The organism is Rheinheimera sp. MM224 (assembly GCF_947090785.1).
In the GTDB taxonomy this organism is placed as follows: domain Bacteria; phylum Pseudomonadota; class Gammaproteobacteria; order Enterobacterales; family Alteromonadaceae; genus Pararheinheimera.
In genome coordinates, this window is record NZ_OX352320.1 from 4,194,723 (window position 1) to 4,219,014 (window position 24,292).

Annotated in this window: 25 protein-coding genes; 14 read left to right on the top strand and 11 right to left on the bottom strand. The window is 46.7% G+C overall.

Annotated elements, in window-relative coordinates; translation table 11 throughout:
- The first annotated feature begins 65 nt into the window (after positions 1-65).
- The 3 genes from OM978_RS19525 to OM978_RS19535 are packed head-to-tail and all read left to right on the top strand — an operon-like array spanning position 66 to position 3,081.
- Positions 66-959 (top strand): acyltransferase, encoded by an 894-nt coding sequence (locus OM978_RS19525; RefSeq protein ID WP_264344050.1) that lies wholly within the window; start codon positions 66-68, stop codon positions 957-959.
- Complete coding sequence (locus OM978_RS19530) at positions 959-1,882, top strand: acyltransferase (RefSeq protein ID WP_264344051.1); 924 nt, start codon at positions 959-961, stop codon at positions 1,880-1,882. The genes OM978_RS19525 and OM978_RS19530 overlap by 1 nt, the downstream gene beginning before the upstream one ends.
- Entirely contained in the window at positions 1,876-3,081 is a 1,206-nt protein-coding gene (locus OM978_RS19535) for a mechanosensitive ion channel family protein (RefSeq protein ID WP_264344053.1), read from the top strand. The genes OM978_RS19530 and OM978_RS19535 overlap by 7 nt, the downstream gene beginning before the upstream one ends.
- On the opposite strand, the gene OM978_RS19540 is transcribed toward OM978_RS19535, so the two are convergent.
- Entirely contained in the window at positions 3,078-4,289 is a 1,212-nt protein-coding gene (locus tag OM978_RS19540; protein ID WP_264344054.1) for an SAM-dependent methyltransferase, read from the bottom strand. The genes OM978_RS19535 and OM978_RS19540 overlap by 4 nt on opposite strands.
- Before the next feature lie 165 nt (positions 4,290-4,454).
- Here OM978_RS19540 and OM978_RS19545 point away from each other — a divergent pair, with 165 nt between their 5' ends.
- On the top strand, positions 4,455-4,850 hold the full coding sequence (locus OM978_RS19545) for a response regulator (RefSeq protein WP_264344055.1): 396 nt from the start codon (positions 4,455-4,457) through the stop codon (positions 4,848-4,850).
- A gap of 66 nt (positions 4,851-4,916) precedes the next feature.
- On the opposite strand, the gene OM978_RS19550 is transcribed toward OM978_RS19545, so the two are convergent.
- From OM978_RS19550 to OM978_RS19560, 3 genes are read right to left on the bottom strand one after another with little or no spacing between them, the layout of a single operon-like run.
- Positions 4,917-5,894, bottom strand: a complete 978-nt coding sequence (locus OM978_RS19550; protein ID WP_264344056.1) for an FHA domain-containing protein — start codon at positions 5,892-5,894, stop codon at positions 4,917-4,919.
- Entirely contained in the window at positions 5,885-7,138 is a 1,254-nt protein-coding gene (locus tag OM978_RS19555; protein WP_264344057.1) for a S1 family peptidase, read from the bottom strand. Before OM978_RS19555 ends, OM978_RS19550 begins: the two co-directional genes overlap by 10 nt.
- Positions 7,139-7,161: 23 nt before the next feature.
- Positions 7,162-8,007 (bottom strand): tetratricopeptide repeat protein, encoded by an 846-nt coding sequence (locus OM978_RS19560; RefSeq protein WP_264344058.1) that lies wholly within the window; start codon positions 8,005-8,007, stop codon positions 7,162-7,164.
- A gap of 552 nt (positions 8,008-8,559) precedes the next feature.
- Between OM978_RS19560 and OM978_RS19565 the strand changes: the two genes are divergently transcribed.
- Positions 8,560-10,299 (top strand): acetolactate synthase 3 large subunit, encoded by a 1,740-nt coding sequence (locus tag OM978_RS19565; RefSeq protein WP_264344059.1) that lies wholly within the window; start codon positions 8,560-8,562, stop codon positions 10,297-10,299.
- A gap of 1 nt (position 10,300) precedes the next feature.
- Positions 10,301-10,792, top strand: a complete 492-nt coding sequence (gene ilvN / locus OM978_RS19570; protein WP_233009179.1) for an acetolactate synthase small subunit — start codon at positions 10,301-10,303, stop codon at positions 10,790-10,792.
- A gap of 60 nt (positions 10,793-10,852) precedes the next feature.
- On the opposite strand, the gene OM978_RS19575 is transcribed toward ilvN, so the two are convergent.
- Together OM978_RS19575 and OM978_RS19580 are read right to left on the bottom strand one after the other, a co-directional pair.
- Positions 10,853-12,139 carry a cation:proton antiporter gene (locus OM978_RS19575; protein WP_264344060.1) on the bottom strand — a complete coding sequence of 429 codons (1,287 nt, stop codon included), beginning with the start codon at positions 12,137-12,139 and terminating at the stop codon, positions 10,853-10,855.
- 187 nt (positions 12,140-12,326) lie between these two features.
- Entirely contained in the window at positions 12,327-13,571 is a 1,245-nt protein-coding gene (locus tag OM978_RS19580; protein ID WP_264344061.1) for an NRAMP family divalent metal transporter, read from the bottom strand.
- Between the two features lie 166 nt (positions 13,572-13,737).
- On the opposite strand from OM978_RS19580, the gene OM978_RS19585 reads away from it, so the two are divergent.
- Positions 13,738-14,001: a hypothetical protein gene (locus OM978_RS19585; protein ID WP_233081130.1), complete on the top strand. Its 264-nt coding sequence runs from the start codon at positions 13,738-13,740 to the stop codon at positions 13,999-14,001.
- 155 nt (positions 14,002-14,156) lie between these two features.
- On the opposite strand, the gene OM978_RS19590 is transcribed toward OM978_RS19585, so the two are convergent.
- Positions 14,157-14,723, bottom strand: coding sequence for a GNAT family N-acetyltransferase (locus tag OM978_RS19590; protein ID WP_264344062.1), 567 nt, complete (start codon positions 14,721-14,723; stop codon positions 14,157-14,159).
- 90 nt (positions 14,724-14,813) lie between these two features.
- Between OM978_RS19590 and OM978_RS19595 the strand changes: the two genes are divergently transcribed.
- The gene (locus OM978_RS19595; RefSeq protein WP_264344063.1) at positions 14,814-16,154 is read left to right on the top strand and encodes an NAD(P)/FAD-dependent oxidoreductase; all 1,341 of its coding nucleotides are present in this window, start codon (positions 14,814-14,816) and stop codon (positions 16,152-16,154) included.
- A gap of 390 nt (positions 16,155-16,544) precedes the next feature.
- Here the strand turns inward: OM978_RS19595 and OM978_RS19600 are convergent, their stop codons facing one another.
- A complete protein-coding gene (locus OM978_RS19600) occupies positions 16,545-17,300 on the bottom strand; it encodes a substrate-binding periplasmic protein (RefSeq protein ID WP_264344064.1) in 756 nt (251 codons plus the stop codon).
- A 77-nt stretch (positions 17,301-17,377) separates the two neighbouring features.
- Between OM978_RS19600 and OM978_RS19605 the strand changes: the two genes are divergently transcribed.
- The 3 genes from OM978_RS19605 to OM978_RS19615 all read left to right on the top strand — a co-directional run bounded on the left by OM978_RS19605 (position 17,378) and on the right by OM978_RS19615 (position 19,890).
- A complete protein-coding gene (locus OM978_RS19605) occupies positions 17,378-17,638 on the top strand; it encodes a GNAT family N-acetyltransferase (RefSeq protein ID WP_264344065.1) in 261 nt (86 codons plus the stop codon).
- 106 nt (positions 17,639-17,744) lie between these two features.
- Positions 17,745-18,281 carry a glycine zipper 2TM domain-containing protein gene (locus OM978_RS19610; RefSeq protein WP_233009171.1) on the top strand — a complete coding sequence of 179 codons (537 nt, stop codon included), beginning with the start codon at positions 17,745-17,747 and terminating at the stop codon, positions 18,279-18,281.
- Positions 18,282-18,429: 148 nt separating this feature from the next.
- Complete coding sequence (locus tag OM978_RS19615) at positions 18,430-19,890, top strand: diguanylate cyclase (protein WP_264344067.1); 1,461 nt, start codon at positions 18,430-18,432, stop codon at positions 19,888-19,890.
- On the opposite strand, the gene OM978_RS19620 is transcribed toward OM978_RS19615, so the two are convergent.
- Positions 19,874-20,302, bottom strand: a complete 429-nt coding sequence (locus OM978_RS19620) for an Lrp/AsnC family transcriptional regulator (RefSeq protein WP_264344070.1) — start codon at positions 20,300-20,302, stop codon at positions 19,874-19,876. The genes OM978_RS19615 and OM978_RS19620 overlap by 17 nt on opposite strands.
- A gap of 129 nt (positions 20,303-20,431) precedes the next feature.
- On the opposite strand from OM978_RS19620, the gene yjeH reads away from it, so the two are divergent.
- Entirely contained in the window at positions 20,432-21,676 is a 1,245-nt protein-coding gene (gene yjeH / locus OM978_RS19625) for an L-methionine/branched-chain amino acid transporter (protein ID WP_264344072.1), read from the top strand.
- On the opposite strand, the gene OM978_RS19630 is transcribed toward yjeH, so the two are convergent.
- Together OM978_RS19630 and OM978_RS19635 are read right to left on the bottom strand one after the other, a co-directional pair.
- On the bottom strand, positions 21,660-21,995 hold the full coding sequence (locus tag OM978_RS19630) for a YceK/YidQ family lipoprotein (RefSeq protein ID WP_264344074.1): 336 nt from the start codon (positions 21,993-21,995) through the stop codon (positions 21,660-21,662). The two genes, yjeH and OM978_RS19630, sit on opposite strands and share 17 nt — an antisense overlap.
- Positions 21,996-22,427, bottom strand: a complete 432-nt coding sequence (locus OM978_RS19635) for a cupin domain-containing protein (protein WP_264344076.1) — start codon at positions 22,425-22,427, stop codon at positions 21,996-21,998.
- Positions 22,428-22,605: 178 nt separating this feature from the next.
- Between OM978_RS19635 and OM978_RS19640 the strand changes: the two genes are divergently transcribed.
- Both OM978_RS19640 and OM978_RS19645 read left to right on the top strand, forming a co-directional pair.
- Positions 22,606-22,989, top strand: a complete 384-nt coding sequence (locus OM978_RS19640; RefSeq protein WP_264344078.1) for a DUF1294 domain-containing protein — start codon at positions 22,606-22,608, stop codon at positions 22,987-22,989.
- A 109-nt stretch (positions 22,990-23,098) separates the two neighbouring features.
- Positions 23,099-24,268 (top strand): dipeptidase, encoded by a 1,170-nt coding sequence (locus OM978_RS19645; protein WP_264344081.1) that lies wholly within the window; start codon positions 23,099-23,101, stop codon positions 24,266-24,268.
- Positions 24,269-24,292 lie beyond the last annotated feature (24 nt).

Here is a 24,292-nt window from a genome sequence, read left to right on the forward strand (position 1 = left end):
TCGGATGAGAGAAAAGCAGGCCAGCCTGCTTTTCTTTTTTAAACTAATGATTAGGTGGTGACTGAATGCTGCATTTTCTACCAGCCCCAATACGTGGCTCGATTTCTTTTCTGCTGTACTTTATCAACACTATTTTTTGGGCCACCCCTATCCTGATCCTGGCCATAGTGAAGTTGCCTCCGGTAAAAACCTGGCAAACCTGGATCACCTATTTACTCGACTTCTGTGCTACCAGCTGGATCACGTTAAATAACTTAACCAGCCGAACCTTTACCCGCATTCGCTGGGATATCAAAGGCATAGATAATTTAAGCGTCAAAGATTGGTATCTGGTGATGGCGAATCATCAGTCCTGGGTTGATATTCTGGTGCTGCAAAAAGTCTTTAACCACAAAGCGCCGTTTTTAAAGTTTTTCCTGAAAAAAGAACTGATTTATGTGCCTGTAATTGGCTTGTGCTGGTGGGCACTGGATTTTCCTTTTATGCAGCGTTTAACAGCAAAACAGCTGGCGGAAAAGCCTGAACTCAAAGGCACTGATATAGCAACGACCCGTAAAGCCTGCGAAAAGTTTCGCTACAAACCAGTCTCTGTGATGAATTTTCTTGAAGGCACCCGCTTTACTCAATACAAACATGACAAACAACAATCGCCTTTTACCCACTTGCTCAAACCAAAAGCGGGTGGCATTTCTTTTGTACTGAATGCTATGGGTGAACATTTGCACAAGCTGCTGGATGTGACCATTTGTTACCCTAAAGAAATCCCTACGTTCTGGGATTACATTTCCGGCAAGGTACAGGATATTAAAGTGCGGGTACGGGTATTACCTATAGATCCCAACCTGATTGGGGATTATGAAGATCCGGTGTTTAAACAAAGATTTCAAGCCTGGGTGAATCAACTCTGGTTAGATAAGGATCAGTTACTAAGCGAGCTGAAACAGGGAGAACGGAGCTAATGTTGTATTGGTTACCTGTAGTACTTAAAGCCCCTTTGGCGTTTTTGCTGTTTAGCTGCAATCTGGCAGTGTGGGGCACGCTGGTCACGCTGATTGGCATAGCCAAGTTGTTGTCGCCAAGCGCAACAGCCAGAGCATTCTGGTCTAAACCTGCACACTGGTGTTACCGCGGCTGGTCACGTTACAACAAGCTATTAATGGAGCTGTTTAACAAAGTCGAATGGCAGGTCAGCGGCGTGGCTGAACTGAAAAAAGACAGCTGGTATCTACTGATATCCAACCATAAAAGCTGGCTGGATATTCCGGTGTTAAGCCAGTTTGCGTTAAACCGTATTCCTGAACCTAAGTTCTTTTTAAAAGAAGAGCTGAAATGGGTGCCTTTTATTGGTTCAGGGTCCTGGGCTTTGGATATGCCTTTTATGAAGCGCTACAGCCAGGCACAAGTCGCGAAGAACCCAGAGCTTAAAGGCAAAGACATAGAAACTACCCGCGCCTCCTGCGAAAAGTTTAAAAATACCCCGACTACTATTATTAACTTTGTCGAAGGTTCACGTTTTACCACAGAAAAACATAAGCAAAAACGCAGCCCGTTCCGGCATTTATTGCCGCCCAAAGCCGGTGGTATTGCCTTTACTTTGGCCAGTATGGGCCCCCAATTTCATTCAGTACTGGATGTCACCATTCTGTACCCTGACAATCCGGGCCATGTGGCTTTAGATATGCTTTGTGGCCGCTTAAAACGCGTTGTAGTCTTAGTTGAAATTCTACCGGTAGATAATGAAATTATTGGCGATTATTTTAACGACGAAGCTTTTAGAGTCACCTTCCAGAACTGGCTGAATCAGCGCTGGCTGAAAAAAGATCAGGCTATTGCGGCTTATCATCAACCAGAGACATCAGCTTCGGAAAACGCCTTGTGTTAGATCAATATTTACAACAAGCGGCCAGTTATTTTGGCCAGACTATACCGCCAGAGCATTTGCTGATGTTAGCCATCCGGCTCGTGTTGGCATTGGTATTGTTATGCCTGCTTTTTGCCCTGGCCCGCCGTTATCTGATGCCTGTCATAGCTCATCTGCTGGATAAAGTAGATGGCGAATTAGAACATCAAACCCAAAGAGAACGGCTGCAACTGGCCAGCCATGTTGCGCATTTAGTGCCTGCGGTGGTACTGATTAGCTCTGCCGAAAAGTTTTTCCTGCACTGGCCTGATTTTATGTCTGCTGTGCATCTTGGTCTTTGGATTTACCTCTATTGTTTTGCAGGTATGGCTTTTGCTGCACTGATTAATTTTGCTGCTGCCATTTATAGTGCTGTAGACCGTCAGAGTAATGTGCCTTATCTGGGGCTGGCCCAAATTCTGAAATTACTCGACTTTATCGTAGTAGGCATACTGATCTTAAGCATGCTGCTGGACAAATCTCCGGTCTATTTACTCAGCGGTTTAGGCGCTTTAACAGCGGTATTATTGCTGGTGTTCAAAGACACTATTTTAGGTTTAGTCGCCAGTATTCAGTTAGCCACCAATAACATGGTGAACCGCGGCGACTGGATTGAAATGCCGAAATACGGCGCAGATGGTGCCGTGACTGAAGTAGCATTGACCACTGTTAAAGTACAGAACTGGGACAATACCATCACCACTATTCCTACTTATGCGCTGATTTCCGACTCCTTTAAAAACTGGCGTGGTATGCAACAATCCGGTGGCCGCCGTATTAAAAGAGCCATCAAAATTGATATCCACAGCATAGGTTTTCTGGACGAAGCGGAAATACAACAACTGTTGGAGCAACAAGTACTGCAGCCATTTTTTGCGACACAAAATGCGAAGGACTTGTTACAGCAACCGCACCTGACCAACCTGAAGCTGTTTCGTTATTATACCCAGTGGCTATTGCAGCAAAACCCAAACATTAATCAGGATATGACTTTGATGGTGCGTCAGCTGGAATCTAACGAAGTCGGTTTACCGCTTGAAGTCTATTGCTTCAGTGCAGATAAAGTCTGGGGTAACTATGAGCAAATTCAGGCCGAAATTTTCGAAACCTTATTTGCCACTTTACCGCTTTTTACTTTGAGCACTTTCCAGCGGATAGGTGGCAGACAGCAGGAGCTTTAACTTTTACTGGCGCTAATCATCAGATTACGGGGTGTCAGTTGATAGTCACAGAATTGTTTAACCTGTACCTGATAGCCTTGTTGTTGCAAAAACAAGGCTCTGTCCAGTACTAGCCACTGCTCCAGTAAAGGCCGGAACAAGGATCGAACCAGCTGCATTTTTTGTACTAATAAATGCCGTTGTTGCCCAAGCTGCAGATAATGCTCCCAGTTTGTATCTGCCTGAATTTGCCATTGATGCTGCTCTGCGGCCCAGCTTGCAAAAGCACTGAACTCGCCACTAAACCAATGCTTAGGCACAGAAGACAAAGGCCGGTATTGAGTCCCCCCTTGCAATGCCTGATACAACTCCTGATAGGCCAGACGCCACATCACTTCGATGTGACGCAAGCGTGTCACCCGCTCTCCTGCTGTGACCTGAGCCTGCACTGCCAGCTTGAGTTCGTCACGGCTTAACTGGCCCAAAAAACTTTGCTGAGCTTGTGTTGATAACGCCTGATACTGCTCGCAAGCTATTAAATGATAACAACAAGGCACTATGTCCAGTTGCTTTGTGCCAACACGGCTTGCCAGTTGTAGCAAGCGGATATGCAAATCACCACAGGCGTGCAAAGCCACAACCTGCTGACCTGCTTGGAGGTGCTTTGAGCTGTCTTCGGATAACACATCTGCCTGAATAAAATGGTGTGACAGCTTGAGTTTTTGCGCCTGCTGTTGGCCCTCAACACAAAGCGCCTCTTGCCATTCCAGGCTGGTTACCTCTCGCTGCTGGCTAAAACAAAGCCAGCGTCCTAAATGGCCTTTGCCAGCACACCATTCCAGCACGGGCAAATCCACCTTTTTCATCTCTGTCGCAAAAGCCTGAATTTGTTCCAGTTTCCGTCCTTTAATATCACGGCTAAACCAGAATGGCAGCTCAGTTTGCGTTGGCTTTTTGCTGTCAGGTGTTGCAAGGTCAAAAGGACTGAACTGATTTAGCTCAGGAAAGAACTCAGAAAAATAGCTGCGCCGATACACTTCATCCTGATCAAGTTGCTCTATTTCTGCAGCAGTGAGCCGCTGTAAATTCTGCCCTACTGTTGTATCAGCCCAGGGCAAAACAGTGAAATGAAAAGGGCTGAAGCGCCAGAACTGCTGGTACTGAGTGAGCAATAAATCCAAGTGTAAAAACTGGTCAGATAAAAGCTGAGGCATAAGCGGATAAAACATCTGTAACTCGAAAATGTGTCGCTACTATACCACCGCAGGCTGCAAAAGCGGTCTGAGCTTTTTCCTTAGTATTTGTTCAGCATCACCAGACTTCAACTGGCATCAAGACTAAAAATAATGCACACTCAGTCACATAGATCATGACCCGAACAAAGAGACATTGCGGTGACAGAACTCAAACGTATTATGCATGTGGAAGACGATCCATCCATTCAGGCCGTGGCTAAAGTCGCATTAGAGGTGGTGGGTGGTTTTACCGTCGAAACCTGTAGTGGCGGTGAAGAGGCTTTAAAAGGTTTTCACGCTTTTCAACCGCAGCTGATTTTACTGGATGTGATGATGCCAGGTATGGACGGCCCCAGTACCTTAAAAAAAATGCAGTCGGATTTTGACTTAAGCGCCATTCCTGTGGTGTTTATGACAGCTAAAGTGCAGGCTAATGAAATTGAATCTTACAAAGCCTTAGGCGCTGCCGATGTAGTAGTGAAACCTTTTGACCCTATGACTTTGTCGGATCAAATCCGCGCAATCTGGCAGAAGCTTCAGGGGGCAGAGTCTTGACTCTGACCCCAAAATCGAAGACCGAGCTGAATTCAATAGGAGGGTCAGAGCTTGCGCTCTGACCCTTTATTCTTTATCCGACGCCTGCCGCTTCTGTTCAACCTGCTCAAATAACTTTTGTAAGTCCTGCTCGTACTGCTGCATATCTTTGCCTTGCCCCAGATAAAAAGGCAGAGGTAATAAACGTGAATCGTACTGCAAGCTGCGATCAAAAGGCGAAGGAGGAGTGAGTAAAGCTGCCCACTGGCCTGAGGTCGCCAATAAAGCAACGGCCACAGCAACAGAGGTTTGAGCCTTGATGGACCAGTGCGTTGCCAGCCATAAATTGCCACTAAACAAAGCAGCTAAGATCAAGGTATAACCCAGTACTTCAACTACCTGTGCCACAGCTGAACCATCCAGATTAAAACCCAGCCAATAACAAAATGCGCCCCAGACAGAGCTGCTTGCCAGCGCCGCATAGGTCAGGCTTAACTGAGGCAGAAAATGACTTTCCTGCTGATTAAACCTGCTCCAGAGCGCCAGAATGGCGGGCCAGATACAGAATATCAACAAGGTTTTAGGCAATTCCAACAACCGGACAGTCCATAAATGCTCCAGTTGCTTTGGTAAAGTTAACCAGATGTCGACCACCTGATCAGCCGCCAATATCAAAGCAAATAGTAGGATAAAGGCCCAATGCCCCATCGCCTGTAACCGCTGGGCTGTCACACTGAAAGGCATAGTTTCAGCGACAGGGTGTGCATCGTCATACAAGCGCAGTGCCTGTTCACCTAACCAACAAATCTCACCCGAACGCAGCGGCTCTTTCGCCACTACAGCTTTTCGATCCAGCACAAAACTGCCATTGACTGAACTTAAATCTTCCAGCCACCAATGACCTTTTTCGTCCTGTTGCAGCTTGGCGTGATAAGGGCAAACATGTTTATTAAACAAAATAACATCGTTATCAAAAGCACGGCCTAACTTCACCTGGGGCTGTGAAAACTTATGCCGCTCTGTGACTTTTTGCTGCTTGTTCAGTACTTCCACTATTACTGCCATACCACAGCTCCAATAAACTTACGGCTGAACTCTAAGGCCATTTTTTGATCAACACCTGCTAATGTAAAGTGGCTGATCACGCCTTGTTGCTGATGGTCTAAAGAAGCAGAAATATAAGCCACATCAAAAAGTTGCGGATAATTACGATAGGCTCTTAAACAAAATACTGCCTTGGCATGCTGACCTTCCACCGGACTCACCAGCTGATTCTGGCAGGAATAAGCGGTCACATCGTCTTCACCTGCACTGTTGTCGGCATTCATCTGATTGATGCTGTGCTGGTAACGGCGGAAAAACTGCAGTGGGTGTAAGTCTTTGGCCTGCAGCCATTCAAACTGCATTTCGATGCGGCCTGTACTGAATTCTGATGATAAAAAGATTTCTTCCGGCTGATTACAAAAGGCATTTACTCTTTTGACATCGTCTTTGTCTTTTTCCACATTGGACGTGCCCCAGCAGCGGATAAAAGGCACTATTTCGTCCGGCACTGTGGCAGGACCAAAGTTTTTCAGCTGCCAGTCTGCCTGCAGAATTTGCTGAAACATCGCTTGCTGGTTACTGATCAGTTGCTGGTGAATATCCTGTTTTATATCAGCCACAGGCTGTTTCGCCAGTAGCTTTTGTAAGGCTGCTGCTGGTACTAAAAACCCCAAATCATTACCGGCTGACGCCACATTGACGCCAATCACCTCACCTGTTTCATTCACCGCAGGGCCACCGCTCATGCCGCTGTTAATAGCGCCGGTAAAATGAATACGAGGGTAAAAGCTATGTTTTTGCAGACCGTTGTAGGTACCAGGTACCACTATTAGGCCTAAATCATGAGGATTTCCCAAAGAATACACTGCAGCCCCTTGCACCGGAGCCTGCTGTTGCACCTGAAAACTCTTGGCTGCTTTGTAGTCGGTTTTTAGCAGAGCTAAATCGTTGACCACATCAACGGCCACTATTTCAAGTTTGCCCTTTTGCTGATTTTGCGCCAGAAATTCCAGCTGATACTTCTGCGGGAATAACACAGCTTCGGACACTACATGGTAGTTGGTGACCACCAGATTAGGTTCGGCCAGTAAAAAACCACTGCCTATCGCCGACTTAGCGCCTGAAGCATGCTCCAGTACTTTAATTTGCAACAAGGCATCGGCGTAATCGGCAAATACTTTTTCAGCCACAGCAGCACTGTAACCGGGGGCTGAGCAACAGCACAGAACCAGCAACAACAAGCTGGTCCATGTTTTTTGCAGCATAGGGAATCCTTTCAAATCAGGAATTAATACAACAGGCTATAGAGTTTACGTCTGTAGCTGGACGCTAAAGGCTCACCTTTTGGTAAAGTGGCCAGAATATCCAGATAGAGCTTTTTCGCCTCACCAAAGTTCAGATCCTGCTTCAATATTTCAAACAGCAAGGCCAAAGCTTCAGCAGAACGTTGCACCTGATGGTACTGCACGGCCAGTTTTTGTTGCAGTTCTTTGTTATCAGGGTCTGTGACTAAAGCCTGTTCCAACGCTTTCACTTCAGGGCTATCAGCAGCTTGTTGCGCTAACTCTAAACGCGCTTTGACACTGTGATACAACGCATCCTGATCGGCCATCAATACAGTCGCCAGGGCTTTTTCGGCAGCCTCTAACTGACCCAGCTCCACTTGCACCAAGGCCAGTTGTAAACGGATATCCACCCGGTCAACGGCCAGTTCATTGGCTTGTTTTAGCAATGGATAAGCTTCAGTCCAGTTTTGTTGCTCCAGCAAAGGCATAGCCTGCTGCAACAACTGATCTTCAGGCTTAGGTAAGAAGGCGCTTAAACGCTGCAAAATAGCCTGTTCAGGTTCTTCACCAGCAAAACCATCCACTGGCTGACCTTCTTTAATAAAGAGCACTGTAGGCACTGAACGCACACCAAAATGAGCTGCAAGCTGCTGCTCCTGATCACAATCCACTACGGCCAGCGTCAGCGCATCCGGATAATTTTGGGCAATACGCTGTAAAACAGGGCCTAAATTTAAGCAGGCCGGACTGCGCTCAGAATAAAAATAAAACAGCACAGGCTGGGCAAAAGAGAGCTCTAACAGTTCACGAACATTTTCTATAGTAACGGGCTTGATATTGGCTGACACAACTCACCTATTTTTATTCAAACCGGACAGCTCCGGTTTTATGGAATGCTTTGAACCACTATGTGGCCGGCACCTTAGATTTGCAAGTCGGGGGTGAGCATTGTTCATATAACGCCATAGCATCCTTTAAAAGCTTTTCGCCTTTGGCGAGATCGCTTTTAATGTCGTTGAAGCAATTGGTCCCAATATTAAAATCTATCCCGAAGATTTAGTACTTCTCGCTTTCCATTGTGCTCCTCTCCAGAGCTCCGCATCGCATCACTACAACAACGAGACTTTTTTTGGTCAGACCAGAAAAAGCGGTCGACTTTCAATGCTTCTTCCCTTAAATTAGCCATCAAGCCTGCTAAATAAAATATAAAAACGACCACTGAGTCGGATCCATACCTCAAGGTATACAGGCACATAGTTTTGACAGACCCCTTACTCTGTCCGTCCACGTAAAAGAAATTATGCTGTTCTGCTTCGGCTGAGCAGTGATTTTTGCTTTGAGCTCAATTGCGCCCGCAATAGGGCTTAAAGTTCGCACGTGCAAACTATGAGACCTGAACAATGACAAGCCAAAACACCCAACCAGAACTGCTGTCTGGTGGAGCCATGCTGATCCGCGCCTTAGCTGACGAAGGCGTTGAGTATGTCTATGGTTACCCCGGCGGTGCCGTGTTACACATTTACGATGCGATGTTTCAACAGCATCAGGTGAAACACGTGCTGGTCCGCCATGAGCAAGCCGCGACCCATATGGCGGACGCCTACGCAAGAGCAAGCGGCAAAGCTGGTGTAGTGCTCGTCACCTCTGGCCCTGGTGCTACTAACGCTGTTACCGGCATAGCCACAGCCTATATGGATTCAATTCCTATGGTAGTGATCTGTGGTCAGGTGATGAGCCATCTGATTGGCGACGATGCCTTTCAGGAAACCGATATGCTGGGTATTTCCCGCCCTATCGTGAAACACAATATGTCGGTGCGTCGCCCCGAAGATATTCCGTATTTAGTGAAAAAAGCCTTTTATATAGCGCAAAGCGGCCGGCCAGGTCCTGTGGTATTGGATATTCCAAAGGATATGACGATTCCAAGCCAGAAGTTCCCGTACGAATATCCAAAAGATATCAAGCTACGCTCTTACAACCCGAACGCTAAAGGCCATCCTGGCCAGATTAAAAAAGCCCTGACCACTTTGTTAGCTGCGAAAAAACCTGTGCTTTATGCAGGCGGTGGTGTGATTTTAGGTCAGGCTTCAGAAGAGCTGACAGTGCTCGCCCGTAAGCTGAATGTTCCGGTCACCAATACTTTAATGGGCCTGGGCGCTTATCCTGCGTCCGATCCACAGTTTATTGGCATGTTGGGCATGCACGGTAGTTATGAAGCCAATCAGGTGATGCATAACGCCGATGTGATTTTTGCCGTAGGCGCGCGTTTTGACGATCGTGTGACTAACGCCACCAAAAAATTCTGCCCCAATGCCACCATTATTCATATCGATATTGACCCGGCCAGTATTTCCAAAACCATCAATGCGCATATTCCTATTGTCGGTTTAGTGAAACCTGTATTGCAGGAAATGCTGCATCAGCTGGAGAAAAACAAAGGCGAATTGGATAAAGAAGCTTTAAGCCAATGGTGGCAACAAATCAAACAATGGCGTGAAGTGCATGGTGGCCGGTATGACCAAAGCCCGTCGCATTTAAAACCTCAGGCTGTGATTGAAGCTGTGCACCGTCACACCAAGGGCGATGCTTATGTCACCTCAGACGTAGGCCAGCATCAGATGTTTGCTGCTCAGTATTACAAGTTTGATAAACCTAACCGCTGGATCAACTCAGGTGGCCTCGGCACCATGGGTTTTGGTTTACCGGCCGCTATGGGCGTCAAGCTGCATTACCCTGATGCTGAAGTGGTCTGTGTGACAGGCGAAGGCTCTATTCAGATGAATATTCAGGAGCTGTCCACCTGCAAACAGTATGGCCTTGGCGTCAAAATTATTAACCTGAATAACGGTTATTTGGGCATGGTAAAACAGTGGCAGGATATGAACTACGACAGCCGCTATTCCAGCTCTTATATGGATTCCTTGCCTGACTTTGTGAAGTTAGCCGAAGCTTATGGCCATGTGGGTATTCGTGTCACCAAAGCTGAAGAGTTAGAGCCTGCGTTAGAGCGCGCTTTTGCCCTCAAAGACAAGCTGGTGTTTTTAGATATTCATGTCGACCCGACCGAGCATGTCTATCCAATGCAAATACCAGGCGGCGCCATGAATGAAATGTTTTTAAGCAAAACGGAGCGGACTTAAGATGCGGCATATTTTATCTGTATTGCTGGAAAACGAGTCCGGCGCTTTAGCCCGCGTGGTAGGTTTATTTGCCCAGCGTGGTTATAACATTGATTCACTTACAGTCGCAGCTACTGAAGACCCTACTATCTCGCGTTTGACGCTGGTGACCCGGGGTGATGATCAGGTGATAGAACAAATCACCAAGCAGCTGCATAAACTGATTGAAGTCGTCAAATTGGCCGATTTAAGTGAATCGGCTCATATTGAACGTGAATTGATGATGGTCAAAGTCAAAACCACGGCCGAGCAACGCGAAGAAGTAAAACGCTGCGCCGATATCTTCCGTGGTCAGATTATTGATATCACAGCCAATACCTATACCATTCAGGTAGTCGGCACTTCAGACAAACTGGAAGCTTTTATTCAGGCATTAAACGGTACACAAATACTGGAAACAGTGCGCAGTGGTGTGTCTGGTATTTCCCGCGGTGAGCGAACTTTAAGTTTGTAACAACTGGTTTTATTTAATTTAATAAAGCGGACTATGGTCCGCTTTATTATTTTTATGACACTAGCTCTCACTTACAACCTGTGCTGATACAGCACTTTTCTCTACAACTTTCTGCTTCATATGCCGTCCATACACCAGCTCAAACAGTGGAGTGGCCATTAGTGTAGTGACTATCGCCATCAGCACCATAATGGAAAACAACGCAGGTTCTATCACGCCAAACTTCAGCGCTATATTGATAATAATCAGCTCCATCAAACCACGGGCATTCATTAAAGCGCCAACAGCCATAGCAGTTCTGTTATCACTGCCGGTTAAACGGGCCGCGGCCCAACAGGCTATACCTTTAGCAAAAACTGAAGCTGCCAGTATTACCAGAGCGACAGACATTACTTCCCAGTCCGCCAATATAGTCAGCTGAGTTTTTAAGCCTGAATAGGTGAAAAACATCGGCAACAATACAAAAATAGTGATTTTTTCTAAGCGCTTACGTAAGTGTTCCACTATGGCACCCCGTGGCATGGCGATGCCTAAAATAAAGCCACCAAAGACGGCATGAAGCCCGACCCATTCCATCGAATAAGCAGACATAGCAAAGAGCACCAGCAGGAAAGCAAACTGGCCCCAGCTCATTTCGCCTTTCGCTTCAATCCGATCGGCCAAAGGCTGCAGCCAGCCCGTCACTTTGGTAAACATTAAAGTCGCGTAAGCCACCCCACCCACTACAGCTTTCACGGCTAACAAAGCACCACCACCAAAACTGGCCAGTACTACAGCCATCACGGTCCAGGCTGCCGCATCATCAATAGCACCGGCAGCCAAAGCCAGAGCACCTAAAGAAGTACCGGACAAACCTCGTTCATAAATAATGCGGGCCAACATAGGAAAAGCGGTAATAGCGATGGCAGCACCTAAAAACAACGCGGCATTACCGTAAGAAATATCGGCCGCAAATAAACCCGGCATGTCCAACAGCCATAAACACAACAAAGCAGCAACGGTAAAGGGCACTAACATGCCAGCCAAAGAGACAGCAATAGCGCTGCGGGCCTGCTGTTTAAACAAGTTGGTATTAAACTCCAGCCCGACTAGAAACATATACAAACCCACACCCAACTGAGCACCAAAATACAGTACAGGCATAGTGTCGGCAGGGAAAATTTGTTGCTGTATTTCAGGCCAGAACAGGCCAAACAATGAAGGTCCTAATATAACGCCAGCGATCATTTCGCCAACCACTTTCGGCTGACCAATAAAACGAGCCAGATAACCAAAGACTTGGGCTGCGACCAGAATAAAAGCCAGTTGCAGCAAAAAGGTGCCCACAAACTCCAATGAATTCATCATTTATACTTCTATAGTTGTTGATGTATAGGTTGTTGTTTTATCGGGGAAAAGGTTGTGCTCTGTTACCGTGCTGCCAGTTTAAACCGGTCTCTGAATTCGAGACTACAGAGCGGTTTAAACCAGCGCAAGCGGATTTCTGTAATTTCAGCTTAAGCGAATGATTGTATGGGCATTTTATTTATTCAGGCTATTTACTCAGATACCACCAGATAAACAGCAGTGCAAAACCAAATAAATAGGTTAATCCCAGCCAGGATAACAAGCGGATCCAGGGCTGCATCAGATGTTTTTGCTGACCCCGCATCAGGCGGTAATTCAGCCAGGCAAACACCGGGGTCGTGACAAAAGCCAGACTCATGGCAAAAGTCAGCATAGGGCCTAAAGCAGATTTAAAAAATAAAATCACCGCCATACCAGAAGCAGCCTGAGCCAACAGCCAAAGGTTGTAGCTATTTTTCCGTTCTGTTTTTTGCCAGCCCAGCAATTGAAAGGATTCATTGATAGTACGGGCATAACCATCCAGCACTGTCAGTGTAGTGCCAAACATACAAAGAAAGGCCACCAAAGCCACCAGCAACTTTGACCAGTCGCCTATAGTGCTGGCATACATCGAAACAAACTGATTGGTATAAGCTGCTCCAGCTAATTCTACTTTCTGATCTGAGCCATACTGCACCAAAGCACCTAAAGCCAGAAACACCAGCGCCAGTGCAGTAGTGCTCCAGTAGCCTAAGTTAAAGTCAAACAAACCATCCTGTTTATTGACAGGGGTATGCTGCTGCTTGGCTTTCAGCCACAACGAATTAATAGCGGAAATTTCAATAGGAGCAGGCATCCAGCCCATCAACGCCACTAAAAAGCCTAAATACATCAATTGCCATGGCGAAGGGCCAACAAAATCCGGCGCAGCAGTTGGACCTTTGTTAAAGGCAATAATGGCTGCCGCTACAGTGGTGATCGTCAGCAACACCATCACCCATTTGGATACACTGTCGAGTAACTTGTATTGGCCAGCCAATAAAATCAGCAAACAAACCGCCAGCAAGATCAGACAAAGCACGGTCAAGGACAACTGCACCGGCATAAAAAACTGCAACAAGCTGGCGGTCAACAGTAATACACCAGCCGTATTCACCACTGCTGCTATTAAATTCAGCCAGACAAAACTTAATAAATAACCCCGACCTTGTTTTTTATAACCTTCGAGTAAGGTTTCACCGCTTTGCAGGCTGTACTCCACACCGAAGCGGAAAAAAGGGTATTTCAGCACGTTCACCAGCAGAATCAGTATCGCCAGTTGCCAGCCAAACAAAGCACCAGCCTGAGTAGAAGCCACTATATGTGAGCCACCAATAGCAGCAGTAGCCAATAAAATTCCTGGCCCTAAAGCTTTTAGCCTGCTGTGCCAGTTCGACGAATATCCCTGTTGCATAAGTTTTTGTTTTTATGTTTAAAAAGCCGTGGCCCAGCTTAGCCAAAGCCAAAGCGGAACACCATCAGGCCGGAGTAAAAACTTCAGAGGTCGGTCCTTCGGCTTGCCGCTTTGCCTGTGCTCTGGCATGCTGCGCGCATAGATACATCTGTCCGGAAAAAAACGAATGAGTCAGGAACCCTTAGTCGATCAGGAAATTATTTTTGAAGTGCTGGAAAATCAGCTGGCCGACAATAATCCCAAGCAAGTAAAAGAAACCCTGATGCGTTTATGCATGACAGGCCATAGCAGAGAAGATGCGTTGGAACTGATGGCTTGCGCTTTAGCGCCAGAAATGGAGGCGGTGATTGAACGCAACGAAGCCTTTAATCTGCAGCGTTACATCGAGCATCTGGCGTTATTACCGGAAATGCCTTGGGTGACAGAATAATCTGATTGGCATCTATTGGACGCTGGACGGGCGGGGATAAACCCGCGCCCCTACAACGCAATCCGCAAAATAAATTCGTAGGGGTGACCTTTATGGTCTCCCGCCTGGTGAGCGAGAGCAGTCAACGCCGCTGTGGCGCCAAGGACGACGGATTTTCAGAAATAGATAATCATCTCTGCTGCTTCACAGCGACAATCAAAACCACAACGCACACATTCATAACCGTTATGACTATCTTCCCGCCATTTATCTGGATGGATTTTTACCAGCTGCCCACCCTGTTTACTGAAATACTTCACTGCAGCATTACCCGGGCTTTGCCGCCATAAATGTGCCACACCGGCTTTTGCGCCTTGTTGTTTTAACGCAGCTATAGAGCGGTTCATCAGCTCAGCGCCCACACCCCGGCCCTGCCAAAGTGGGGCTATGGTGTTGCATTTAAAATAGCTGGTATCGGCGACAGCGCTTTGCCAAAGCTCTGTACTGCACCATTGATCAGGTTGCCATTGTCCGGCAGCCCAACATAAACGAAAACCCACCAGTTGTTGATCTGCATAAGCCACAAAGCTGGCATCTATGCCTTGTTTAATACTTAACTGATGGTAATAAGCCAAAGACTGCTGATCCAGATAGCCATCACCATGCACCTGATTGGCTAATTGCAGCAAAGCAGCATAGTCCTGCAATTGCAGTTGGCGGTACTGAATAGCGATGGAAAACATAAATGGCTCTTGGTTTTTTATCTGCTTCTTGCCATGATCACTAAAAATCTCATCCAATACAATATAGTCGCAAGACAAAAGGAAAAACGGATGTACGACCCGCTTATCGACCCCCATCCGGGCCAGGGACAACCTTACCCAAATAGCTACTGGGCTGCTCATTCAGGCACAGCCCCTGCGGATGATGGCCAGCTGCAACAGGATTTGACGGTAGATGTCGCCATTGTTGGCGCTGGTTATACAGGTTTATCCTGCGCTTATCATCTGGCGACTGAACATGGTGTAAAGGCCGTGGTGCTGGAGGCAAATCAAACGGCCTGGGGTTGCAGCGGCCGTAATGCCGGTTTTGTGCTGAAATCATCTGGCCGAAAACCCTATTCAGTCATGCGCTCGCAGTATGGCGAAGCCGCTATGCGTGGTATTTATAACGAATTTTGTGCAGGTCTTGAAACCGTCAAATCGCTGATCGCCACAGGCATAAACTGTGACCAACAAGAAGCTGGTTATTTACGTATGGCGCATAAGCCATCAATGATTAAAACCCTGCAGCAACAAGCCAGCTTGTTACAAAAGGAATTTGGTTACCAGGTGGAGCTATTCAGCCGTGATGAGTTACAACAAAAATTTGTCGCCGACCAGCATGCCTACGCCGCCCTACGTTTTTATGATGGTTTTGGCGTCAACCCATTAAAACTAGCCTGGGGTTATCAGCAACTGGCGCAAAAAGCTGGCGCTAAAATTTATAGTGCAAGCCCTGTCACTCAGTGGCAACAAGATGGCGAACACCAACTGTTAATCACTCCAAAAGGCAATGTCAGAGCGAAAAAGGTGGTAATTGCCAGCAATGGTTATACGCCTAAGCAGTTGCACTGCGGTGTGCAATCCCGCACCTTGCCGGTTTTATCGCAAATTATTGTCACCGAACCTTTGTCTGAAACTCAACTGGCTGCCTGTAATTTTTTAACCTCGCAAGTCATTATGGATACCCGCGCTTTAAAGTATTACTACCGTAAATTACCCGACAACAGAATTCTGTTTGGTGGCCGTGGCGCTATTACAGGTCAGGGTGCTGAAGATCCTTATTTCGCCAGGCGTTTGCTTGAGGTGCTTAAACTCAGTTTTCCGGCCTTGCAATCATTAACCTATGACTACAGCTGGTCAGGCTGGATTTGTATGACTCTGGATGATATTCCGCATCTGGCGCAGGCCGATGATAAAGGCAATGTGCTTTACAGTATGGGTTATTGCGGCAGTGGCCTGACCTTTTCAGTTCAGGCTGGCAAACGATTAGCGGAACGTTTAATGGGAGTTCCTTTGCCTGAAATTCCGTTATATCAGAGTGCCTTACCCCAGTTTCCGCTACCAGCTTTGCGTCGTTTAGGCCAGTGGGGATATTTTCACTATGGGATGGTCAAAGACCGTTGGTTCTAATCCTCTTCGTACTTGAAGCTGCAGCGTTGTTGACTGCACTCCTCGCCCCAGTAGTTTGTGGCAAATGATTGTTGCGATGACCGGCGAGGTCTCGCTTCAACCCAATTGCACATAGGACAACTATGCTCCTGGGGTCTCGCTCACTTGTCGCCTAGCTGCAACTCCAATTACTTTGAGGATCCGACTTGTCGTACCGAAGCCGCAGCAATTTCTTGGGTATATAAACAGAGTCAGGTAAACTAGCGGCCATATCTGGCGTGAGAAAAGACATCATGAGTTCAAGCAAAGCATTAAAAAAGAAAATCAGTAAAAGAGCCAAACAAAAGAAAAACATTCTGGTGAAAAACTCCATCCGGCTGAAACAGAAAGCGGAAGAAACTCAGACAGAGGTTATTGAAGCTGGTTCTGAAGCTCCTGAAGCTGCTGATTCACTTCAGAAAAATACTTCAGCTGCAGCTGAGTAAAAATGGGCTCTTGCTGCACTTCAGCCAGAGCCTTGTCAAACTTGGCCCGCAACCGCTCATTCTTAAATGCCGCGCTGTATAAACTGGGTGAGAATACCGGAGCCAAATCAAAAGGCTGCATACTCTGGCCCGCCAGTTTGGCGTAGTAATAAAAGATATTTCTATCCATCACCACCACATCACAACGTTCCAGTAATAACATTTGCAGTTGTTGACTCTGGTTCGCCACTTCCTGATAATTCAGCGCTAAACGCACCATTTTTTGGTATTCAGGCCCTAATAGAGTTCTCGCATTATGAAAGGCCACCACAGAATAAGGTTTGAGTTGATCTAACCGCTGCAACTGCAGACTTTTTGATGCCAGACTGGCCGCCACATTCTGATACCGGATATAAGGCTGTGAAAAATAGAACTGCTGCTCTGTTGATTCAGGCTTTTGTAAGGTCGCTATATCTGCTCTGCCATCCAGCATTAAGTCTTTAATTCGGGCATTGGGGACATGCAAAAATACAGCTTCATAGCCCATTTTTTTGGTGAGTAAACGCAGCAAGTCCAGCTCGTAGCCTGAACTGTCGTTTAAATCTATATAAGGGGGTTTATCCAGCCCAACCAAAACAGTCAGTTCGGTTTTAGCCTGCGCGGTAAGACTAAAGGCGATACATAAAAACAACATCCATCTCATGTGTTTACCTCTATGCCAGCCGTTAGAAAAAGTTTAGTCTGGATCAGATGATACCTAGCCAATGAAGGCAGTTCTTTATGTCACAATCAGTTGAGATCCAACACTCCCCCGCGCAGCAGCGTTTTGTCATTCAATGGGAAAACGAGCAAGCAGAACTTTTATATAGCCTCGACCTAAACAGCGGGAAAATCAACTTTTACCGTACTTATGTTCCACCGAGCGCCAGAGGACAAGGTTTAGCACGACAATTGGTGGACGCAGGCATCCCGTGGGCCAAAGCACAAGGCTATGAAATGCAGGCCAGTTGCTCTTATGTACAACCATTCTTAAAGAAGTGAAACATTTTCTTACGATTCAGTTTGAGTACAGCTTGAAGCGCCTACACTCTTGTCAACTTCATTGCCAAAGGCAATCGAACTTTATAACAGTTAATTGAGGTGCATCATGAACAAGTCTCTTATTGCAGGTTTAGTAGTAGGTGGTATCGCCGTTACTGCTTTAGGCTCTATGGCAGGCTACAGTTATTTAGACAAAGAACCGGACTATGCCGAAGTAGTGGCCAGCAAAGCTGTGTATGAAAGCTACAACGTTCCGGTTGAACAATGTACCGATCAGATAGTGCAGCAGAAAAAAGCTGTACAGGATCAGCATCAAATTGCAGGTACAGTCTTAGGTGCTGTGGTTGGTGGTGTACTGGGTAACCAGGTTGGTGGCGGTTCTGGTAAAAAGATTGCGACTGTTGCAGGTGCTGCAGCTGGTGGTTATGCCGGTAAACAAGTGCAGAACGACATGCAGAACAAGGATGTAGAAAGTACTACACGTCGCGTTTGTAAAACAGTACAGAAAAAAGAACAACGAGTGGTTGGTTACGATGTGACTTACCTGCTGGACGGTAAAGTCCACAAAACCCGTTTAGATGAAGAACCGGCTGAACGTATTCCGGTAAAAGATGGCCAGCTGTTAACAGCCAGCGCCAACTAAGAAAAATGCCCCTTGATGGGGCATTTTTGTTTCTGCACGTCACCAGTTTAGAAACCTTCCCGTTATATTTTTTCATCTGTCTTGCGGCTTGCCTAAACCAGACCTATGGTGCTAAAAGAGCTATGCCATAACACAGGGCTGTATATTCATGTCAGCGGTACGCTTTAAGGGTTCGGGTGCTGTAATTTTGCTGCTCCTCTGGCTGGCAAGCTGGTCTGCAGTAGCGGAATCCTTATTGTCTGACGCTCAGATCACACACCTGAAACAAAAAGGCAAAGTCACCTATTGCATTGACCCCAACTGGCTGCCTTTTGAAGCGCTCTCTGAACAAGGCAAACATACGGGTATTTCAGCTGAGTATATTCGTCTGTTACAACGCATGCTGCCGGTACCTCTGGAGTTATACCCTACTGCCGACTGGCCGGCATCGTTGCAAGCAGCCAAAGACAGACATTGTGATTTGCTTACTCTGGCCATGCCCACCCCTTCCCGTCTTGAGTACCTTATCTTTACCAAAGCTTACCTTGAAGTCCCTAATGTCGTAGTCACCACCAAAGACAAAGCCTTTATCCGCTCAGTAGCAGATATTCCGATCTCTTCTCCTGTTGGTATAAGAGCTGGCTTTGGCACACTTGAGTTTTATCAGCAACGTTATCCGCAATTACAGCTGGTGCCTTTTCACGACTACGAACAAGGGCTGTTGCAGGTACAAGCCGGCCATTTATACGGCATGCTCGGCAATATGGGTAGTATCAGCTACAGCCTGCAACAAAACTCCATCACCAATCTGAAAATAGCAGGGCGTCTGGCTGAGGATACACAGCTCAGTCTGGCTTGCCGGAATGATGACCCAATGCTGTTGGAAGTTTTTGACAGACTACTACTGCAGATCAGTCCTGAGCAAAAACAGCAAATCAACAATCACTGGCTGGCGATTCGTTACGACCAGGGGTTTGACTATGAGTTGTTCTGGCAAATGTTGCTGGCTTTTGTCTTGCTAATTTCAGTGGTCAGTATCAGTTACCTGAAGCTGAAAAAACTCAATCTCGCTCTGGTTGAAGCCAACACCAGGCTGGAGCAATTGAGCCAACATGACCCTTTAACTGGTTTGTATAACAGGCAATATTTCGAACCTCGTGTGCAACAGGCCTTAGCTTTGTGCCAACGACAGCAACTGCCACTGACTTTGGCCATGATGGATTTGGATCACTTTAAAGACATCAACGACACACTCGGACACAGCTTCGGCGACCAGTGTTTAAAAGACTTTGCAGAGCTTTGTCAGAGTCAGTTTCAGCGCAAAGACGACTTACTGGTGCGATATGGCGGCGAGGAATTTATTCTGGTCAGTGTCGGCAGTGACGCAGAAACCATGCAGCAATTACTAGAAGATTTTCTGCAGCGCCTTGAGACTCACCAGGTCCGGCTAAACCATCAACAGGGCCATTGCACAGTCAGTATTGGCTGGTACTGCGACATTCCGCCCGCAACTCTGGATAGCAGAAGCTTAGTTGAACTGGCCGATCAGGCGTTATACCAGGCCAAAGACGCAGGCCGCAACTGTGCAGTTCGCTCCGAAGCGACCGTACCCACTAGCCCAGATTATTAATCCACTCACTCATCACCACATGGGTCCGAATTTTAATGACGTCCAGTTCGGCATCCAGTAACTCGCGAATTTCATGCAGCCGCTGCATAGACTCTGTTTTTACATAAACCAATAAATCCATTTCACCGCTGATGCCATGACAGGTCACCACCTCTGGAATAGCGCGAAATACATGCATTACATCAGCGCAACGACCACAACGATGCTGAATTTCAAAGTAAGCCGACACCGCGCTTTTTTGTGATTCAGACAGCAACACCTGGTAACCGCGGATCACGCCGTTTTGTTCCAGCCGCTTAATACGATCGGATACAGCGCTGCGCGACAAACTGACTTTTTCAGCCAGAGTCGACACACTTTGCCGGGCATCTTTTTTCAGTTCGGCCAGAATATGTTGATCAAATTTATCCATATGGGTATACGCACTCCGGCATTTTGCCGCTGTTTTTATTAATAGACCTGCATTTTCACGGTAGAAAACCGCAGTTTGTCGCTTTGGCTTTTATTAGAATATCACCAGCCTTAATCGAAGAGAAAAACTATGTCACACAAAGGAATTGGACGCTGGCAAGGTGCGGCACTGATGGCCACCACTTTACTTGGCACCGGAGTATTTATTCTGCCGCAGATGACAGTGGCTGTGGCTGGCTCTTGGGCTTTGCTGGCCTGGTTGTTACTTACTGTCGCTGTATTGCCGCTGGCTTTTACCTTTGGTTTGCTGGCCAGCCGTTTTCCTCACGCCACAGGGCCAGCGCACTTTGCAGCTTTAGCTTTTGGTGAACTGACGGGCCGAATTCTTGGCCTGATGTTTTTGCTGGTAGTGCCGCTTGGTGCTTCCGCCGCTCTGATGATTACTTTTGAATTTATCGCACCTTTGTTACCTGAAGCCCAACAATGGCGATTGCCGGTTGAACTAAGTCTGCTGGGCTTATTATGGTTACTGAATTATCGTGGCTTACAGCTTTCGGCGCGCCTGCAGTTTGGTTTAACTTTGCTGATTATTGCAGTTGTTCTGCTGTTATTACTGGCCTTTGGCCTGCTGCAACCGCAAAACCTGCAACAGCCTTCTTTACCTGATTTTAATGGCGGCGCTTTGGCTGCTGCTTGTGCTATCGCCTTCTGGAGCTTTTTAGGTGTAGAAGCTATGACCCACCTGGCCCATGACTTCAGAGATGCCGGTAAAGATTTATTGCCTGCTCTCATTCGCGGTTGCCTGGTGGTTGGCGCTATTTATATCGCCTGCAGCTATCTGGTGCTGGTGATGGGTTCAGGCCATCCGCTGGCTATGATTGGTGTTTTTAATCAGTTGTTAGGCGGTTATGGTGAACTGGTGCTTGGTGTTTTAGGTTTTTGCAGTGGCATAGCGACAGTGAATGTCTATACCGCCAGTGTCGCCCGCTCTTTGGCCAGTTTTAGTGAACAAGGCATTACGCCTGCTTTTTTTCAGCAGAAAACCCACCACCAGATGCCGCAACGTGCGCTCACCGCCATTATCGCCACTATGGCGGCGGTGTTGTTACTGACCAGGTTCAGCGGCCAACAACTGGAGGATTTAATCAGTTGGGTCAACGGAGTTTTTGTAGTGATTTATCTGGTCAGTATGGCAGCTGCGTATCAACTGCTGCCAGGTCGCTATAAAGCAGTAAGTCTGGTCAGTTTAGCTTTATGCCTGCTGCTTGCTGTGGCTATAGCAGAACATATGTTGTACGCCCTGCTGTTGATTGCCCTGATTTGGCCATTGCTTTATATGCAGCAGAAAAAACAACGACTTAGCGTACCACTTTAAGTGAGCCATCCTTGATCTGGCGAGTGACAGTGTAAGGTAAAGCTAAGGTATCGGTGACAGCACAAAGCACGGTGTCAGTGGCCCAGAACGGGAATTCTGCCGCTGTTCTGTAGCTGGTGTTGTCCGGTTCACCATAGAGCTGGCAGAAGTTATGCGCCACGCCGCTATAAATACGCGGGATAGACTGACAATAACTTCTTTTGTCGTTATAACTGATTTTCACTTTGCCTTGTTCTGGTGCCAGAGTTCTTACTGAGCCACATCCGGTTAAAACAAAAATCAGAGTGAACAAGCTCAGATAGCTGATTGTTTGCCGCATTTAGTTTCCTTCTGTTAACGACGCTGAATTTGCCTGCCCCACAGCACCGGCATAAAAAATCAGCAACAACACAGGTTCATTGCCAATATTTTTACCACTATGGGCTGTATTGACCACTTCAGCTAAAGCATCTCCTGCCTTAACCACATTAGTTTTACCATTTTTTAACTTTATTTCCAATTGGCCCTGCAACACCACACCAAAAGAAGGCACAGGATGCAAATGCCAGCCAGTTTCGCCACCAGGCGCTATTTCAATTCTGACACCGGTAATTTCAGCCTGACCTTGCGGATATTTTAATAAAGCACCGTCCCAACTCTGGCTGGTTTTTAATACAGGAGTCACCTTTACAGTCTCGCTTGTTTCAATAGCAAACAAAGCGGAACTGAATGATAAAAACAAAGCACAGCTAACAACAATTACTTGATTCATAAGTTTTTCCAATAAGGGACAGATGGAATCAAGTCTAGTCGGGGTAAAACATATCTCCAGAAAAAACAATAAGAAAGCACTCTGGTTCAGCCGCATTTCAGCTAGTATTCTTTAGAGTAAGCGGCGTCATAACGTCTTTGTTCTGAAACCCAATCAAACGCCTTCTAAGGATCAGCCCATGCAATCGGACACCAGCACTTTTCGCTTCAGTTTAAAATTCAGTATTGGCCTTTTTGTGCTGCTGACCTTGTGGTTGCTGTATCTGGACTGGCAGCTGTTAGTGCCGGGTTGGCTGAAGTATGTGTTTGTTTTGATTAACGCCGTCACTCTGTTTGGTTACTGGCGCGATAAGAAGGCGGCGGAGCAGCAGGCATGGCGCACTCAGGAAAGCACTTTGCTGCTGTTAGGTTTAGCAGGCGGCTGGCCAGCAGCTTTTGTGGCTCAGCACTGGTTTCGGCATAAAAACCGTAAAGTCAGCTTTCAATTACTGTTTTGGCTGACCGTGCTTTTGCACACTTCTGCCTTATACAGCTTATGGTTATCCGGTTGGTTGCTGCCATAAGGGCAAAAACTGCGACCAGAAACAGAGCTTGCTCTATACCCAAAGTACAAAGCGCGATAGATTAAGGAAAAAAGACAACTGCATTGCAGTTAAAACTATCGAGGGATCTATGCGTTTTACTCTATTATCCATCAGTTTAATCGCCGCTTTGGGTTTGCAGACTCAGGCCGCAGACTTTAGCCAGCAGGCCAATAAAATCGCTCAAAGCCAGCTGATTATAGACACTCACATCGATGTACCTTACCGCTTACATGACGACTGGGAAGACGTGACCAAAGCCACCAAAAGAGGTGAATTTGATTACCCCCGCGCCAAAGCCGGTGGTTTAAATGCGCCTTTTATGTCGATTTATATTCCGTCTTCTTACGAGAAAAAAGGCGGCGGTTATCTATTGGCGAATCAGCTGATTGACAGTATGGAAGCTCTGGTCGGCCGTGCACCGGATAAATTTGCAATGGCCTATAGCAGCGCTGATTTAGCCAAACACTTTAAAGAAGGCAAAATCTCACTAGCCTTGGGTATGGAAAACGGCACTCCTATCGAAGGTAAGCTGGAAAATCTGCAGCACTTTTATGACCGTGGTATTCGATACATCACCTTAGCGCATTCCGAAAGTAACCATATAGCCGACTCCAGCTACGACTTACGCCGTCAGTGGAAAGGCTTAAGTCCTTTTGGTAAAGAGCTGGTCAAAGCCATGAATGAGACAGGTATCATGATTGATATCTCTCATGTGTCTGACGATGCGTTTTATCAGGCCGTTGAGATCAGTAAAGTACCAGTCATTGCCTCCCACTCTTCATTGCGCGCTTTTGTGCCGGGTTTTGAGCGCAATATGGACGACAAGATGATCAAGGCACTAGCGAAAAATGGCGGTGTGATCCAAATTAACTTTGGTTCAGCTTTTGTCGTTTCAGCCGCCAATCAGTGGGGTTTACAACGGGATGGCGCTTTTAAAGCTTCAGGCCAGACCGATAAAGACGCTTTTACGGCAGAATATAAAAAGAAAAACCCATATCCATTTGCCTCTTTAGCTAAGGTGCTGGATCATATCGACTATGTGAAAAAGCTGGTGGGCATAGACTATGTCGGCATCGGTTCTGACTTTGACGGTGTAGGCGATTCCTTACCTGAACAGTTAAAAGATGTGTCTATGTACCCTAACCTGATCCGTGGCTTATTAGAGCGTGGTTACACAGAGCAAGAAATTGAAAAAGTCTTATCCGGTAATACACTAAGAGTTTGGCGTGCAGTAGAGGACTATGCCGCTAAACACTAAATTGAAGCAGTAGAGGTATAGTAA